Below are 15,578 nucleotides of genomic sequence, written 5' to 3'. Positions count from 1 at the left end.
CCGGGCACCCGTCCCGCCCGGCCCGGCCCGGTCAGCCGCCGTCCCTGTCCCCGTCCCCGGGCGCCGCCCGCCGGTACGTCGTGACCAGGACCCCGTTCTCCGTGACCCCGCTGTCCACCAGCGCCAGCCGCCGGGGTGCCGAGCCCTGGTCGAAGAGGCGTTTACCGGTGCCGAGGAGCAGCGGGAAGGTCAGCAGCCGGTACTCGTCGACGGCGTCCAGCTCGATCAGGGTCCGCAGCAGTTCCCCGCTGCCGAGGACCAGGATCTCCCCGTCGGTCTCCCGCCGTACCCGGGCCAGTTCCGCGGGTAGGTCGGCCCCGAGCTGGAAGGAGTTCTCCCAGGTCAGCTCGGGTCGCGACCGGGACACCACGTACTTGGGCATGGCGTTCATCGCGGCGACCGCCGGGTCGGAGGCGTCCGCGTACGGCCAGGTCGCGGCGAAGATGCCGTACGTCCTGCGGCCCAGGAGCAGGGCGGCGGCCCCGGCGGTGGCGGTGCTCATGAACGATTCCACCGTGGCGTCCACATAGGGCGGCACCCATCCGCCGTGCCCGAATCCGCCGTCGCGGTCCTCGTCGGGGGAGAGCACCGACTGCGTCACCCCGTCCAGTGACATGAACTCGACGGCTGCGAGGTGTCCCATGGTGATGCTCCGATCGTCGTGCCGTGCGTTGTCCCGGGGTTGACCGGCGGCGGGGCGTGAAGTCATCGGTGCGCGCCCGGCGAATGCCGTGGAGCGCCGCCGGACCGTCCGGACGGACGGGCGAACACGGACACGGGAACGACGGCGTCGGCTGCGGACCCGGATATCGATCACGGCGGTAGGGATCGGCTTCACGACGCGGATCAGGCGATCAAAAAACCCCCGGGACAATTGACATCCGGGGGTTTGCCTTGCGTATATTTGTCGTTTCGCGATTTCGCGTGCCGTAATGCAGGCGAACAGCACGAAGAAGCTCAACAGGGCAAAGCCTATCGGGGTAGGAGTCGAATTGTCAAGCAGTGGAATTCCGGGCGGCGGGGAACACGAGGACAAGGAATTGCGGACGGAACAGGAATTCGTCGACGGACTCCACCAGCGGGTCGATCTGCTGCGCTCCGGCACCGAACGCGCCGTCGCCGGAGCGCTCGCCCCGGTGGGCAACGGCCTCCAGGCCCGTATCGAACGCGACATCCAGGTGTACGAGCGGTCCGGCCTCCTCGCCGCGCTCGACGCCGTGGAGGGCTCCCTGTGCTTCGGCCGGATCGACCTCACCTCGGGGACCGTCCACCACATCGGCCGGATCGGCATCCGCGACGAGGACCCCGCCACCGGGGAACGCGTCCCCGTCCTCATCGACTGGCGCGCGCCCGTCGCACGCCCCTTCTACCTCGCGACCGGTCACACCCCGCTGGGACTGCGCCGCCGCAGACATCTGACCTGCGAGGGCCGTACGGTCACCGCCCTGCACGACGAGATCCTCGACCTCGGGGACACCTCCCGCACCGGCCACGAGGACCCCACCGGCGACGCCGTGCTGCTCGCCGCGCTCGACGCGGCCCGCACCGGACGGATGGGGGACATCGTCCGCACCATCCAGGCCGGTCAGGACCGGGTCATCCGCGCCCCCCACCAGGGCGTCCTGGTCATCGAGGGCGGCCCCGGCACCGGCAAGACCGCCGTCGCCCTGCACCGCGCCGCGTATCTGCTGTACGAGTACCGCGAACTCCTCGCCAAACGCGCGGTGCTGATCGTCGGCCCCAACCCCGCCTTCCTCGGCTACATCGGCGAGGTGCTGCCGGCGCTCGGTGAGACCGGTGTCCTCCTCGCGACCGTCGGCGAGCTCTACCCCGGCGTCCGCGCCACCCGCACCGACACCCCCCGCGCCGCCGAGGTCAAGGGCCGCGCGGAGATGTCCGGGGTGCTCGCGGCCGTGGTCGCCGACCGCCAGGCCCTGCCCGACCCGGCGGTCCTGATCGAGCACGACCGCGACATCCTGCGACTGGACGCGGACCTCGTCCGGGTCGCCCGGGACCGCACCCGCGCCCTGGGCCTGCCGCACAACCCCGCCCGCGAACACTTCGAGGGCCACCTCCTCAACACCCTCACCGACCTGGTCGCGGAACGCATCGGCACCGACCCCTACGACGGCTCCAACCTCCTCGACCCCTCCGACCTCACCCAGATCCGCGACGAACTCGGCGCCGACCCCGAGGTGCACGCCGTCATCGACACCCTGTGGCCCCGGCTCACCCCCCAGCGGCTGCTCGCGGACTTCCTCGCGGACCCCACCCATCTCGCCCCCGCCGACGCGGCGGCCGTCCGGCGCACCGGCGGCGACTGGACCACCGCGGACGTACCCCTGCTCGACGAGGCCGCCGAACTCCTCGGGGAGGACGACCGGGCCGCCCGCACCGAAGCCGAACGCGAACGACTGCGCCGGATCGCCTACGCCCAGGGCGTCCTCGATGTGTCCTACGCCTCCCGGACCTACGAGTTCGAGGACGTGGACGACGAGGACTCCGAGGTGCTCGGCGCGCACGATGTCATCGACGCCGAGCGGATGGCCGAGCGGCACGAGGAGAACGACCACCGCGGCGCCGCCGAACGCGCGGCGGCCGACCGCACCTGGACCTTCGGCCACATCATCGTCGACGAGGCACAGGAACTGTCCGCGATGGCATGGCGGTTGTTGATGCGCCGCTCACCCACCCGCTCCATGACCCTGGTCGGTGACCCCGCGCAGACCGCCGACGAGGCCGGGGTCGGCTCCTGGGAACGCATCCTCGCCCCCTATGTCCAGGACCGCTGGGAGCACACCGTCCTCGGCGTCAACTACCGCACCCCGGCGGAGATCATGGACGCGGCGGCCCGGGTCGTCCGCGCCGAGCACCCCGGTTTCGAACCTCCGGAGTCGGTGCGTTCCACCGGCGCCCACCCCTGGGTCCGGGAGACCACCCCCGAGAAGCTCGCGGCGACCGTCGGTGACGCCGTCGCGGGCGCCCTGCCCGACGAGGGCCGGCTCGCCGTGATCGCGCCCCGCGCCCTGCACCCCGAACTGGCCCGCTCGCTGCCCGGGGTCACCGCCGGGGCCGCACCCGATCTGACCCGGCGGGTCGTCCTGCTCGACCCCCGGCAGTCCAAGGGGCTGGAGTTCGACACGGTGATCGTGGTCGAGCCGGGGGAGTACCGCACCAGCGACCTCTATGTGGCGATGACCCGGGCCACCCAGTCCCTGGGCCTGGTCCACACCGGCCACGACCCGCTGTCCGCGGCCCCGGCCGGATAGTCCCGGCGTGCGGTCCGGCCGGTCCCCGCGCGGGGACCGGCCGGACCGGGTCCGCGTCCCGCTACACCGGCCGCAGCCACACCGTCGCCAGCGGCGGCAGCGTCAGCCCGAGGCTCGTCGCCCGCCCGTGCGCGCCCCAGGGTTCCGCCTTCAGCGGGTCGGGGTTGCCGACCCCGCCGCCCCCGTACCGCACCGCGTCCGTGTTGAGGACCTCGTGCCACAGCGGTACGTCCTCGGGGACCCCGAGCCGGTAGTCGTGCCGGACGACCGGCGAGAAGTTCGACACCGACAGCAGCGGGGTCCCGTCGGCCGCGAAGCGCAGGAACGCGAAGACGTTGTCCTCCGCCGCGTCCCCCACCACCCACGAGAACCCCCCGGGATCGGTGTCCCGCTGCCACAGCGCGCCCTCCCGCCGGTACACCGTGTTCAGATCCCGCACCAGATCCCGCACCCCCCGGTGATCCGGCTCCGCCGAGTACGACGGGTCCAGTAGCCACCAGTCCGGTCCGTGCGCCTCGGACCACTCGGCGCCCTGCGCGAACTCCTGCCCCATGAAGAGCAGTTGCTTGCCCGGGTGGGCCCACATGAAACCGAGGTACGCGCGGTGGTCGGCCCGCTGCTGCCACCAGTCGCCGGGCATCTTCGACACCAGCGCCCGCTTGCCGTGCACGACCTCGTCGTGCGAGATCGGCAGTACGTAGTTCTCGCTGTACGCGTACACCATCGAGAACGTCATCTCATGGTGGTGGTACTTGCGGTGCACCGGCTCGTGCGCGATGTACTGGAGCGAGTCGTGCATCCAGCCCATGTTCCACTTCAGCCCGAAGCCCAGCCCGCCGAAGCCGTCCGGACCCACCTCGTGCGTGGGCCGGGTCACCCCGTTCCACGCCGTCGACTCCTCCGCCACGGTGATCACCCCGGGCACCCTGCGGTACACCGTCGCGTTCATCTCCTGGAGGAACGCCACCGCGTCCAGGTTCTCCCGGCCCCCGCGCTCGTTGGGCGACCACTCACCGGACTCCCGGGAGTAGTCCAGGTACAGCATCGACGCGACCGCGTCGACCCGCAGCCCGTCGACATGGAACTCCTCGCACCAGTACACGGCGTTCGCCACCAGGAAGTTCCGTACCTCCTTGCGGCCGTAGTCGAACTCCAGCGTGCCCCAGTCCGGGTGCGCGGCCCGTCCCGGGTCCCCGTGCTCGTACAGCGGGCGCCCGTCGAACTCGGCCAGCGCCCACTCGTCCCTGGGGAAGTGCGCGGGCACCCAGTCGACCAGCACCCCGATCCCCGCCCGGTGCAGCTCGTCCACCAGGTACTTGAAGTCGTCGGGGGAGCCCAGCCGGGAGGTCGGCGCGTAGAAGCCGGTGATCTGGTAGCCCCAGGACCCGCCGAACGGATGCTCCGCGACCGGCATCAGTTCCACATGCGTGAACCCGAGATCCTTGACATACCCGGGCAGCTGCTCCGCCAGCTGACGGTAAGTCAACCCGGGCCGCCAGGACGCGAGATGCACCTCGTACACCGAGAACGGGGCCTCGTGCACGGCCGGGGTGCCGCGCCGGGCCAGCCACTCGGCGTCTCCCCACTCGTGGTGCGAGGCGTGCACGACCGACGCGGTCGCCGGTGGCACCTCGGTGTGCCGGGCCATCGGGTCGGCCCGCCGGGTCAGCGAGCCGTCCGGGCGGGTGATCTCGAACTTGTACAGCTCACCCTCCCCGACCCCGGGCAGGAACAGCTCCCACACCCCGCTGGACCCCAGCGACCGCATCGGGAACCCCGTACCGTCCCAGTGGTTGAACGCCCCGATGACCCGGACCCCGCGCGCGTTCGGCGCCCACACCGTGAACCGGGTCCCCGCCACCCCCTGGTGCGTCAGCGGCCGGGCCCCGAGCGCCGTCCACAGCTCCTCGTGCCGCCCCTCACCGATGAGATGCAGATCGAACGCGCCGAGCGAGGGCAGCAGCGCGTATGGGTCGGCGGTGTCCACCTCGGCGCCCTGGTACGCGATCAGCAGCCGGTACGCCGCGGGCCGCGCGCCGGTCAGCAGCCCGCTGAAGAACCCGTCCCCGTCGTCGGCCAGCGCGGTCCGGACCCCGTCGGCGACGACGGTGACCCCGAGCGCGTACGGCCGCAGCACCCGTACGGCGGTCCCGCCCGGCACGGGGTGCGCGCCGAGCACGGCGTGCGGGTCGTGATGCGTCCCGTCGAGCAGCCGCCCACGGTCACCGTCCGGCACGGAGGCCGGGGACGGGGGTGCTTGGCGAGCGGTGGCGGTGGCGGTGTCGTCGGGGGAGCCGGGTACCGAGTCGTGCGCGGGCGTGGTGTCGTGCGTCAGGTCCGGCGGTGCGGTGACCTGCCGGGCGGCGACCAGGTGCGCGACGGTCGGGTGGGCCGGTGCCGGGTCCACGGGGGCCGGGCGGGCGACGGGTTCGGATCCTGGTGCGGCTGCGGCTGCGGCTGCGGCGGGCCTGGCGGTACGGGGCGACCGCCGGTCCTTGTCCCCGGCCGCCTTCCCGGTGATCCGGGGCGCACGGCCCGCCGTCCGCCCGGTCCTCGGTGCCGTGTCCGCGCCGCTCTTCGCGGGCGGCGGGCCGTCCGGGGCGGCGGGCGCGGTCTTCCGCCCGGGGGCGCGCGGGGCGGGCGGCGCCTGGTCGGCGGCCGTCGGCGCGGGGGCCGTCGGTACGGCCTCGGGGTCCGGCGGTTCGCTGGTGGCGGGGCGACGTGTCACGGGGGAATGCCTCCTCGGCGGAGCCGGGTCGATGGACTTCGGACTGCGGGACGGTGGCAGGGGACCGGGACAAGGCCAGGGACGGCACAGGGGACAGGGGACGGTCAGGGGCGGGGGAGCGAGGGGGTGGCGAGCCGGGCCACGGCGGCGAGCGGGACGGGGAGCCAGTCGGGGCGGTGCCGTGCCTCGTACAGCACCTCGTACACCGCCTTGTCGGTCTCGTAGGCGCGCAGCAGCACCGGCTCATGGCGGGGGTCACGGCCGGACACCTCCGCGTACCCCGTGCAGTAGGCGGCCCGGCAGTCGTCGGCCCAGTCGGGGGACCAGGGGCGGTACTGCCGGGCCGCGTAGTCGAAGGACCGCAGCATCCCCGCGACATCGCGGACCGTGGGCTGCGGCAGTCGGCGTTCCGCGAGCGGGCGCGCGGGCTCCCCCTCGAAGTCGATCAGGGACCACTCGCCGTCCGGGGCCCGCAGACACTGCCCGAGGTGCAGATCGCCGTGCACCCGCTGGGCGGTCCAGGACCGCTGTCCCGTACCGAGTTCGCCGAGCGCTTCGAAGGCGGTGCGCAGCCCGTCGGCGTACGGGCGCAGCGCGGGCACCGCGCGGGCGGTGGTGTCGAGACGGTTCGCCATGCTCCGGGACAGTGCCTCGATCTGGGCGCGGCCGAGGCTGACCGGGGGCAGCGCGCGGGCGAGCGCGCCGTGCACCTCGGCGGTGGCCCGGCCGAGCGCGTGGGCCTGCGGGGTGAAGGGGCCGCCCCGGGCGAGCGAGTCGAGGGCCAGTTCCCAGCCGTCGTCGGCGCTCTTGAGGAACGGTTGGAGCACGCCCAGCACCAGGGCCCCCTCCCGTCGCGCGGAGGCCGTGCCCTCGTCGACCGCCGTCCCCCGGGTGCCCACGTCCGCGCAGAACCAGGCGGCGGGCGGCGGCACCCGTCGGCAGCCCTCGGTGGCGAGGGCCAGCGGCAGCTCCAGGTCGGGGTGGGTACCGGGGACGATCCGGCGGAAGAGTTTGAGGATGAACGTATCTCCGTACACCAGTGAGGAGTTCGACTGTTCGGCTCCGAGCACCCGGGGGACGAGACCGGACGGGATCTCGGTGGCCCCGGTCCGCTCGAAGCGCAGTTCCCCGACCCGGGCGCGCATCCGCAGCGCTTCGAGGAGGACATCGGCCAGCCGCGGGTCGTACAGCGCGTCGTACACGGTGGCGCCGCGCAGCGGACCGCGTTCGGGGCGGCCGATGAGGGCGGGCGCGAGCGACGGCGGCAGGGTGCGCCGGACCCCGACGAGCAGCTGGTAGCAGTCGGCGGTGGGTCCGGTGGGGGAGCTCTGCTCGGCCCGTACCAGCACATGCAGCAGCCGGGGGACGGCGCCCGGCGGGAGCAGTTCCGTCGCCGACACCACCGTGAAACCGTTCACCGGACGCCCCTTCCCGGCGAACCACCGCTGCCGGGGCAGCCAGGTCAGCAGCAGGGGGCCGAGGGACGCGATCAGTTCCTGGGAGCGGGCGGGCGTCCGGCCGTCCCGGGTGACGGCTTCCGGCATGGCGTCGCTCCTTTCTGGCGGGGCGCCTTGTGCGGTTCGGGTGGGTGGATGGTGCCGGGGCCGCCGGTCCGCGCCGGGGAGCGCCCGCCGGGTCGGCGCCCCCGGGGCGGGCGCGCCCCGGGAACCTCCGTGCGCCCGGCCGACCGGACCGACCGGGCCGACCGGGCAGGTCGCTCCGGCCGGTCGGGCCAGGCGGGCCAGGCTGGCCATGCGGGCCGACCCGACCGGGCGGCCGGACCGGTCCGGCTCAGCCGTCCCGGTCGCCGGACGGGGGCAGGGCGCCGGCGCGGCCGACGACCGTCGTGGCGGCGTCCGGACGGGACTCCTCGCGCAGCCGGAACCAGTAGAAGCCGTGCCCGGCCAGGGTCAGCAGATACGGCAGCTCACCGATCGCGGGGAACCGCACCCCGCCGATCAGCTCCACCGGATGCCGCCCGTTGAACTGCCGCAGGTCCAGCTCCGTGGGCTGGGCGAAGCGGGAGAAGTTGTGCACGCACAGCACCAGGTCGTCGTCGCCGCCGTCGTCCCGCGCGGGCGCCTCCCGCAGGAACGCGAGGACCGCCGGGTTGGACGACTGGAGTTCCGTGTACGAGCCGGTGCCGAAGGCCGGGTTCTGCTTGCGGATCTCGATCATCCGGCGGGTCCAGTGCAGCAGCGACGACGGGGACGACATCGACGCCTCGACATTGGCGACCTGGTAGCCGTAGACCGGGTCCATGATGGTCGGCAGATACAGCCGCCCCGGGTCGCAGGACGAGAAGCCCGCGTTCCGGTCGGGGGTCCACTGCATGGGCGTGCGCACGGCGTCGCGGTCGCCGAGCCAGATGTTGTCGCCCATCCCGATCTCGTCGCCGTAGTAGAGGATCGGCGAGCCGGGCAGGGACAGCAGCAGGGCGGTGAACAGCTCGATCTGGTTGCGGTCGTTGTCGAGCAGCGGCGCCAGTCGGCGGCGGATGCCGATGTTGGCCCGCATCCGCGGGTCCTTGGCGTACTCCGCGTACATGTAGTCGCGTTCCTCGTCGGTGACCATCTCCAGCGTCAGCTCGTCGTGGTTGCGCAGGAAGATGCCCCACTGGCAGCCGTCGGGGATCGCCGGGGTCTTCGACAGGATCTCGGAGACCGGGTAGCGGGACTCACGCCGCACCGCCATGAAGATCCGGGGCATCACCGGGAAGTGGAACGCCATATGGCACTCGTCACCGCCCTTGGTGTAATCCCCGAAGTAGTCGACCACGTCCTCCGGCCACTGGTTGGCCTCCGCGAGGAGCACCGTGTCCGGGTAGTGGGTGTCGATCTCCGCGCGGACCCGGCGCAGCATCTCGTGGGTGGCGGGCAGGTTCTCGCAGTTGGTGCCCTCCTCCACGTACAGATAGGGGACCGCGTCGAGCCGGAAGCCGTCGATGCCGAGGTCCAGCCAGAACTTCAGCGCGGCGACGATCTCCTCCTGCACGGCCGGGTTGTCGAAGTTCAGGTCCGGCTGATGGGAGAAGAACCGGTGCCAGTAGTACTGCTTGCGCACCGGGTCGAACGTCCAGTTGGACGCCTCCGTGTCGACGAAGATGATCCGCGCGTCCTGGTACTGCTTGTCGTCGTCCGCCCAGACGTAGTAGTCGCCGTACGGCCCGTCGGGATCGGCGCGGGACTCCTGGAACCACGGATGCTGATCGCTGGTGTGGTTCATCACGAAGTCGATGATCACGCGCATGCCCCGCTGATGGGCGGCGTCCACGAACTCCACGAAGTCCGCCAGGTCACCGAACTCGGGCAGGACCGCCGTGTAGTCCGACACGTCGTAACCACCGTCCCGCAGCGGGGACTTGAAGAACGGCGGCAGCCACAGACAGTCGACGCCCAGCCACTGGAGATAGTCCAGCCGGGCGGTGAGGCCCCTCAGATCACCGACGCCGTCGCCGTTGCTGTCCTGGAACGAGCGGACGAGGACCTCGTAGAAGACGGCCCGTTTGAACCACTGCGGATCGCGGTCCTTGGCCGGGGTGTCCTCGAACGTGTCGGGGACGGGTTCGTTGACGATCATGGTGTGGGTGACCCTCCGATCGGTGAGGACGGTCGCAGGACGGTGAGGATGTGCGCGGGGGCGCGGCCCGGTTCGAGGCGCACATAATTGGTCCTGCCCCAGTTGTAGGTCTCGCCGGTGAGCTCGTCGCGCACCGGTACGGACTCGTGCCGGCCGAGTCCGAGTAGCGGCATGTCCAACGACACCGTGGTCTCCTGGGTATGGTGCGGATCGAGGTTCACGATCACCAGAACCGTGTTCGATCCGGCGGGCCCCCCGGCGCTCTTCGAGTAGGCGATCACCTCCTCCTTGTCGGTGTGGTGGAAGTGCAGGTCCCGCAGCTGCTGGAGCGCGGGACTGCGCCGCCTGATCCGGTTCAGCGCGGTGATCAGCGGGGCGATGCTGCGCCCCGCGCGCTCGGCCGCCTCCCAGTCGCGGGGCCGCAGCGCGTACTTCTCGGAGTTCCGGTACTCCTCGCCGCCCTCCCGCAGGGGCGTGTTCTCGCACAGCTCGTAGCCGCTGTACACACCCCAGGACGGCGACAGCGTGGCCGCGAGGACGGCCCGCGCCTCGAACGCGGGACGACCGCCGCGCTGGAGGTAGGCGGGCAGGATGTCGGGGGTGTTGACGAAGAAGTTGGGCCGCATCACCGCCGCCGACCTACCCGTCAGCTCGGTCAGGTACTCCGTCAGCTCCCGCTTGGTGTTGCGCCAGGTGAAGTACGTGTACGACTGCTGGAACCCGATCTCGGCCAGCGTACGCATCATGGCCGGGCGTGTGAACGCCTCGGCCAGGAAGACGACGTCCGGATCGGACGCGTTCACCTTGGCGATGACCCGCTCCCAGAAGACCACGGGCTTGGTGTGCGGATTGTCGACCCGGAAGATCCGCACCCCCCGCGCCATCCAGAACCGCAGCACCCGCACGGTCTCCCGGACCAGGCCGTCCATGTCCTTGTCGAACGCGATCGGGTAGATGTCCTGGTACTTCTTCGGCGGGTTCTCCGCGTAGGCGATCGTGCCGTCGGGCCGGTGGTGGAACCAGTCCGGGTGCTTGGTCACCCACGGATGGTCGGGGGAGCACTGGAGCGCGAAGTCCAGCGCGATCTCCAGGCGCAGGTCACGGGCCCTGCGGACGAAGTCGTCGAAGTCGGCGAGGGTCCCGAGCTCCGGGTGGATCGCGTCGTGGCCGCCCTCCGGCGAGCCGATCGCCCAGGGCACCCCGGGGTCGTCCGGCCCGGCGGTCAGGGAGTTGTCGGGCCCCTTGCGGAAGGTGGTCCCGATCGGATGGACCGGCGGCAGGTACACCACGTCGAAGCCCATCGCGGCGATCGCGGGCAGCCGCTCGGCGGCGGTCCGCAGGGTCCCGGGGACCGGCCGCTTCCCGGGGACGACCCTGGCCCCCTCGGAACGCGGGAAGAACTCGTACCAGGACCCGAACAGCGCGCGTCCGCGCTCCACGAGCAGCGGCGCGGGCCGTGACACGGTGAGCAGGTCCCGCAGCGGATACCGGTCCAGCACCTCCGTGACCCCCGTGTCACGGGCGGCGGCGAGCCGGGCGGCGGGCGGCCGCGCGGTGTCCCGCAGCGCGTCCACCGCGGCGAGCACGGTCTCTCGGCGGCCCTTGCGCTTGGGCACCCCGGCGGCGGCCCGCTCGTGGAGCAGGGCCCCTTCCTCCAGCACGAGTTCGGTGTCGATCCCGGCCGGGATCTTGATCCCGGCGTGGGTGTGCCAGGTCGCGAGCGGATCGCCCCACGCCTCGACGGTGAACGTCCAGCGTCCCTCGACCGTGGGGGTGACGGTCGCGCCCCAGCGGTCGGTGCCCGGGGCGAGCTCGCGCATCGGAGCCGGTGGCGCGGCCCGGCCGTCCGGGTCGGTGAGGACGACCGCGGCCGACACGGCGTCATGACCCTCGCGGAACACGGTGGCGCTGACCTGGAAGGATTCATCCACCACCGCCTTGGCGGGCCTGCGCCCGTGATCGACGAGCGGGTGGAGATCCAGTACGGGAATACGGCCAATCGGCGAGTTCACGGCATCACCTTGGGGGCTCTGCGAGGCGGGTGGCTCGACTTTATGCGGCTTTTGCCCCCTTTGTATCGCGGGAAGGCCGACGGGCCGCGCGCGGGCATGACAGCCTCAGTCCGCGTTCACGCAGTTCACTCGTTCGGCCTGTCCTGCGGCCGTCCCCTCTGTCCCGGGGGTCGTTCCCTGTGTCGCCTGGATCGTTCCCTGTGTCCCCGGGGTCGGTTCCGGGGCATGGCCGGGCCCCCGTGACCGGTGGGGGTCGCGGGGGCCGTGGGTGACCGGCAGCCGGATCGGCCAGGGCCGGCCGGACCGGTCGGGTCGTCCGGGCGGTCCGGGCCGTTCGGGTCGGGCCGGGTTGTTCGGGTCGTGGGTCAGTTCTTGCGGTGGTTGATCTCGTCGGTCAGCTGGGGCAGGACCTTGAACAGGTCACCCACCACACCGAAGTCCACCAGATCGAAGATCGGCGCCTCCGCGTCCTTGTTCACCGCCACGATCGTCTTCGACGTCTGCATCCCCGCCCGGTGCTGGATCGCCCCCGAGATCCCGTTCGCCACATACAACTGCGGCGACACACTCTTCCCCGTCTGACCCACCTGACCCGCATGCGGATACCAGCCCGCGTCCACCGCCGCCCGCGACGCCCCCACCGCACCACCCAGCGCATCCGCCAGAGCCTCCACCACCCCGAAGCCCTCCGCACCCCCCACACCACGACCACCCGACACCACCACAGCAGCCTCCGTCAGCTCCGGACGCCCCGACACCGCCCGCGCCTCCCGCGACACCACCCGCGCCGCCGGACCCCCACCGAACACCACCGCCAACTCCTCCACCGCACCCGCCGCAGCAACCTCCTCCACCGCCGCCGCATTCGGCTTCACCGTCACCACCGGCACCCCCCGCGACACCCGCGACCGCACCGAGAACCCCGCCGCGAACACCGACTGCACCACCACCGGACCCCCTCCCCCGCCACCACATCCACCGCATCCACCAGCACACCCGAACCCAGCCGCACCGCCAACCGCGCCGCGACCTCCTTGTTCTCCCCCGACGACGGCAACAGCACCGCCACCGGCGACACCACCCCCACCGCCGCCTCCAACGCATCCACCTTCGGCACCACCAACAACTCCGCGAACTCCGAAGCCTCCGACACCAGCACCCTCACCGCACCATGACCACCCAGCACACCCGCCGCACCACCCGCACCCGCACCCACCACCACAGCCACCGGCTCACCCAACCGCCGCGCCACCGCCAGCAACTCCAACGACGGCTTCCGCACCACACCGTCCACCTGATCCACAAAAACCAGAACCTGCGCCACCACAACCACCCAATCCCACAACAGCCGGCCACACCGGCACCCGACAACGAACCAAGAACAACGCAGAACGAACGAAGAGAACGAAGACCGAAGAGAACGAAAGGGGAAACCCGCACCCGGCCGCCCGCACAGGGAGAACACCACCCGCACCGGCCCCGGCCCCGGCCCCTCCGGGAAGGGGGCCCGTCAGATGAACTTCTGACCCGCCAGGAACTCCGCCAACCGGAGCCCGCCGTCACCCTCGTCGGTCACGACCGTCCCCGCCACCCGCGCCGGACGCTCCGTCACCGACTCCACCACCGTCCACGCACCCGCCGAACCCACCGACCCCGCATCCACCCCGAGATCATCCAGATCCCACGACTCCACCGGCTTCTTCTTCGCCGCCATGATCCCCTTGAACGACGGATACCGCGCCTCACCCGACTGATCCGTCACCGACACCACCGCAGGCAACCCCGCCTCCAGCACCTCCGACGCCGCATCCCCGTCACGACGCCCCCGCACCACACCGTCCCGGACGGACACCTCCGACAGCAACGACACCTGAGCCACCCCCAGACGCTCCGCCAGCAACGCCGGAACCACCCCCGCCACACCATCCGTCGACGCCATCCCGCACACCACCAGATCGAACCCCGCCTTCCCCACCGCCGCCGCCAGCACCAACGACGTCCCCATCACATCCGAACCCTCAACACCCCCGTCCTCCACATGCACCCCACGATCAGCCCCCATCGACAACGCCTTCCGCACCGCATCCCGCGCATCCCCAGGACCCACCGTCACCACCGTCACCTCCGCATCCCCCGACGCCTCAGCAACCCGCAACGCCTGCTCCACCGCATACTCGTCCAACTCCGACAACAAACCGTCCACACCCACACGATCCACCGTCAAATCCCCCGAAAACCCCCGCTCACCCGAAGCATCCGGCACATACTTCACACACACGACAATCTTCAGGGTCATACCGAACTCCTCCTGGTGAGATGGATGCGTTCGACAGTATGGTACTGAGTACCCTCTGTAAAGGTACCTAGTGCCAAATGGGGGGTCGCGGTGTTACGTTCCCGGCATGACCGCAGACGCAGACGACGCCACGACCGGCCCCGCGCCGACCCGTGAGGGGAAGACCCCGATGCGGGAGGCGCTGGCCGAGGCCGCCTTTCAGCTCTTCATGGAGCGGGGCTTCGAGCAGACGACCGTGGACGACATCGTGGCGCGCGCGGGCGTGGGCCGCCGCTCCTTCTTCCGCTACTTCCCGTCCAAGGACGACGCGGTCTTCCCGGACCATGAGCGGTGCCTCGCCGACATGCGGACCTTCCTCGCGGACCACCCGGGCGGCGACCCGGTCGCCCGGGTCTGCGACGCCGCCCGGCTCGTGCTGCGGCTGTACGCGACGAACCCGGAGTTCTCCGTCCAGCGCTACCGCCTCACCCGTGAGGTGCCGGGGCTGCGGACGTACGAGCTGTCCGTGGTCCGCCGCTACGAGGTGACCCTCGCGAGCTATCTGCGCGGCCGGTACGGGACCTCCCGGGACGGGGCGCTGCGCGCGGAGATGATCGCGGCGGCGGTGGTCGCCGCCCACAACAACGGACTGCGCACCTGGCTGCGCTCGGGCGGCGAGGGGCATCCGGACGCCGAGGTGGACCACGCGCTGGACCTCGTCCTGCGGGTGTGGACCGAGTCCGGCCAGGTGTCGTGGGACGGCCACCCGGCGGACGCGGCCCCGGCGGCGCGCCCGGACGAACGTACCGGCGCGGACGGCGGCGACTCGGAGGGCGGTACGGGTCCCGGGGCGGGCGGCGACCGGCGCGGTGACGGTGACGCCGGGGGCGAAGGCGGCGACGGGGACGACGTGATCGTGGTCGTCGCCAAGCGGAACGCGCCCCTGTGGCGGGTGGTCCAGCGCATCGAGTCGGCGCTGGAGGATGGCTGAACCCGGGGCGGGGAACGGGTCACGGGATGCGCGCGCGGGACATGGGTGGCGGCGAATGGGCAGGTCAGGGGCCTTTTTGGCGGAGTGTCCGAAAATCCTGACACTCAGTACCTAGCCTTTCGGCACTCAGTGTCATATGGTGCCGATGCGTCGGCGCGAGCCGGTGCGCACCCGAGCCGAGCGCAGGGGGTCCCTCATGTCCCAGCCCGGAACCGACACCGCGACAGTCACCCGCGAGGACGTCGGTCTCACCTATCAGCGCTGCCGCTGGTGCGGTACGCCGTCCTTCCGGCGGCTGCTCTGCCCGGTCTGCGCCTCCAGCGACCTGGAGAACGAGCGCAGCACCGGCGAGGGGGTCGTCGTCCGTTCCTCCGTCGTGCACCGGTACACCCGGCTCGCCCGCAACGAGTCGCTCATCAGGTTCCCCGAGGGATTCCTGTACCGCTGCCGGGTCGTCGGCGCCGAACCGCATCTGGTGTGGATCGGGGCGCGCGTCCGCTACACGGCCGAGGCGGACACCGATGTCACGGCGGGCGAGGTCGTGGTCGAGCTCTGCGACCCGGCGATGCGCGGCGGCGACTGGGCCTGACCCGTCCTGGACCGCGTCCTTCCCGGTCCCGCCCCGGTCCGCCGGGGAGCCCTCCTACGGGTCCGGACGTGTGACACGCGGACGGGTCCCTGTGCGCCGTGACCGACGCGGCGCGCGCGCCGATACCTTCGAAGC

The 15,578-nt window shown here is 71.8% G+C and carries 9 protein-coding genes and 1 pseudogene; 3 read left to right on the top strand and 7 right to left on the bottom strand.

Annotated elements, in window-relative coordinates; translation table 11 throughout:
• Positions 1–31: 31 nt before the first annotated feature.
• The gene (locus tag OG711_RS12115; protein WP_329559242.1) at positions 32–643 is read right to left on the bottom strand and encodes a dihydrofolate reductase family protein; all 612 of its coding nucleotides are present in this window, start codon (positions 641–643) and stop codon (positions 32–34) included.
• Between the two features lie 397 nt (positions 644–1,040).
• On the opposite strand from OG711_RS12115, the gene OG711_RS12110 reads away from it, so the two are divergent.
• Complete coding sequence (locus tag OG711_RS12110) at positions 1,041–3,269, top strand: HelD family protein (RefSeq protein WP_329563759.1); 2,229 nt, start codon at positions 1,041–1,043, stop codon at positions 3,267–3,269.
• A 61-nt stretch (positions 3,270–3,330) separates the two neighbouring features.
• On the opposite strand, the gene glgB is transcribed toward OG711_RS12110, so the two are convergent.
• The 6 genes and pseudogenes from glgB to OG711_RS12080 all read right to left on the bottom strand — a co-directional run bounded on the left by glgB (position 3,331) and on the right by OG711_RS12080 (position 13,884).
• On the bottom strand, positions 3,331–5,997 hold the full coding sequence (gene glgB, locus OG711_RS12105) for a 1,4-alpha-glucan branching enzyme (RefSeq protein WP_329559241.1): 2,667 nt from the start codon (positions 5,995–5,997) through the stop codon (positions 3,331–3,333).
• A gap of 104 nt (positions 5,998–6,101) precedes the next feature.
• A complete protein-coding gene (locus OG711_RS12100; RefSeq protein ID WP_329559240.1) occupies positions 6,102–7,541 on the bottom strand; it encodes a maltokinase N-terminal cap-like domain-containing protein in 1,440 nt (479 codons plus the stop codon).
• 247 nt (positions 7,542–7,788) lie between these two features.
• Positions 7,789–9,576 (bottom strand): maltose alpha-D-glucosyltransferase, encoded by a 1,788-nt coding sequence (gene treS / locus OG711_RS12095; protein ID WP_073785091.1) that lies wholly within the window; start codon positions 9,574–9,576, stop codon positions 7,789–7,791.
• On the bottom strand, positions 9,573–11,588 hold the full coding sequence (locus tag OG711_RS12090) for an alpha-1,4-glucan--maltose-1-phosphate maltosyltransferase (protein ID WP_329559239.1): 2,016 nt from the start codon (positions 11,586–11,588) through the stop codon (positions 9,573–9,575). Before OG711_RS12090 ends, treS begins: the two co-directional genes overlap by 4 nt.
• A gap of 365 nt (positions 11,589–11,953) precedes the next feature.
• Positions 11,954–12,912, bottom strand: a pseudogene (locus OG711_RS12085) (electron transfer flavoprotein subunit alpha/FixB family protein).
• Positions 12,913–13,098: 186 nt separating this feature from the next.
• Entirely contained in the window at positions 13,099–13,884 is a 786-nt protein-coding gene (locus OG711_RS12080; protein WP_329559238.1) for an electron transfer flavoprotein subunit beta/FixA family protein, read from the bottom strand.
• 169 nt (positions 13,885–14,053) lie between these two features.
• Here OG711_RS12080 and OG711_RS12075 point away from each other — a divergent pair, with 169 nt between their 5' ends.
• The gene (locus OG711_RS12075; protein ID WP_329563757.1) at positions 14,054–14,854 is read left to right on the top strand and encodes a TetR family transcriptional regulator; all 801 of its coding nucleotides are present in this window, start codon (positions 14,054–14,056) and stop codon (positions 14,852–14,854) included.
• Between the two features lie 196 nt (positions 14,855–15,050).
• Complete coding sequence (locus tag OG711_RS12070) at positions 15,051–15,443, top strand: zinc ribbon domain-containing protein (RefSeq protein WP_073793110.1); 393 nt, start codon at positions 15,051–15,053, stop codon at positions 15,441–15,443.
• Positions 15,444–15,578 lie beyond the last annotated feature (135 nt).

It is taken from the genome of Streptomyces uncialis (assembly GCF_036250755.1).
Classification (GTDB): domain Bacteria; phylum Actinomycetota; class Actinomycetes; order Streptomycetales; family Streptomycetaceae; genus Streptomyces; species Streptomyces uncialis.
The sequence above is the reverse complement of the archived record's forward strand: the minus strand, read 5'-3'. Positions and strand labels throughout refer to the sequence as shown.

Coding starts and splice junctions, on each gene's coding strand:
- OG711_RS12115 (WP_329559242.1), bottom strand. CDS start 643: ATGGGACACCTCGCAGCCGTCGAGTTCATGTCACTGGACGGGGTGACG.
- treS (WP_073785091.1), bottom strand. CDS start 9,576: ATGATCGTCAACGAACCCGTCCCCGACACGTTCGAGGACACCCCGGCC.
- OG711_RS12075 (WP_329563757.1), top strand. CDS start 14,054: ATGCGGGAGGCGCTGGCCGAGGCCGCCTTTCAGCTCTTCATGGAGCGG.
- OG711_RS12080 (WP_329559238.1), bottom strand. CDS start 13,884: ATGACCCTGAAGATTGTCGTGTGTGTGAAGTATGTGCCGGATGCTTCG.
- OG711_RS12070 (WP_073793110.1), top strand. CDS start 15,051: ATGTCCCAGCCCGGAACCGACACCGCGACAGTCACCCGCGAGGACGTC.
- OG711_RS12100 (WP_329559240.1), bottom strand. CDS start 7,541: ATGCCGGAAGCCGTCACCCGGGACGGCCGGACGCCCGCCCGCTCCCAG.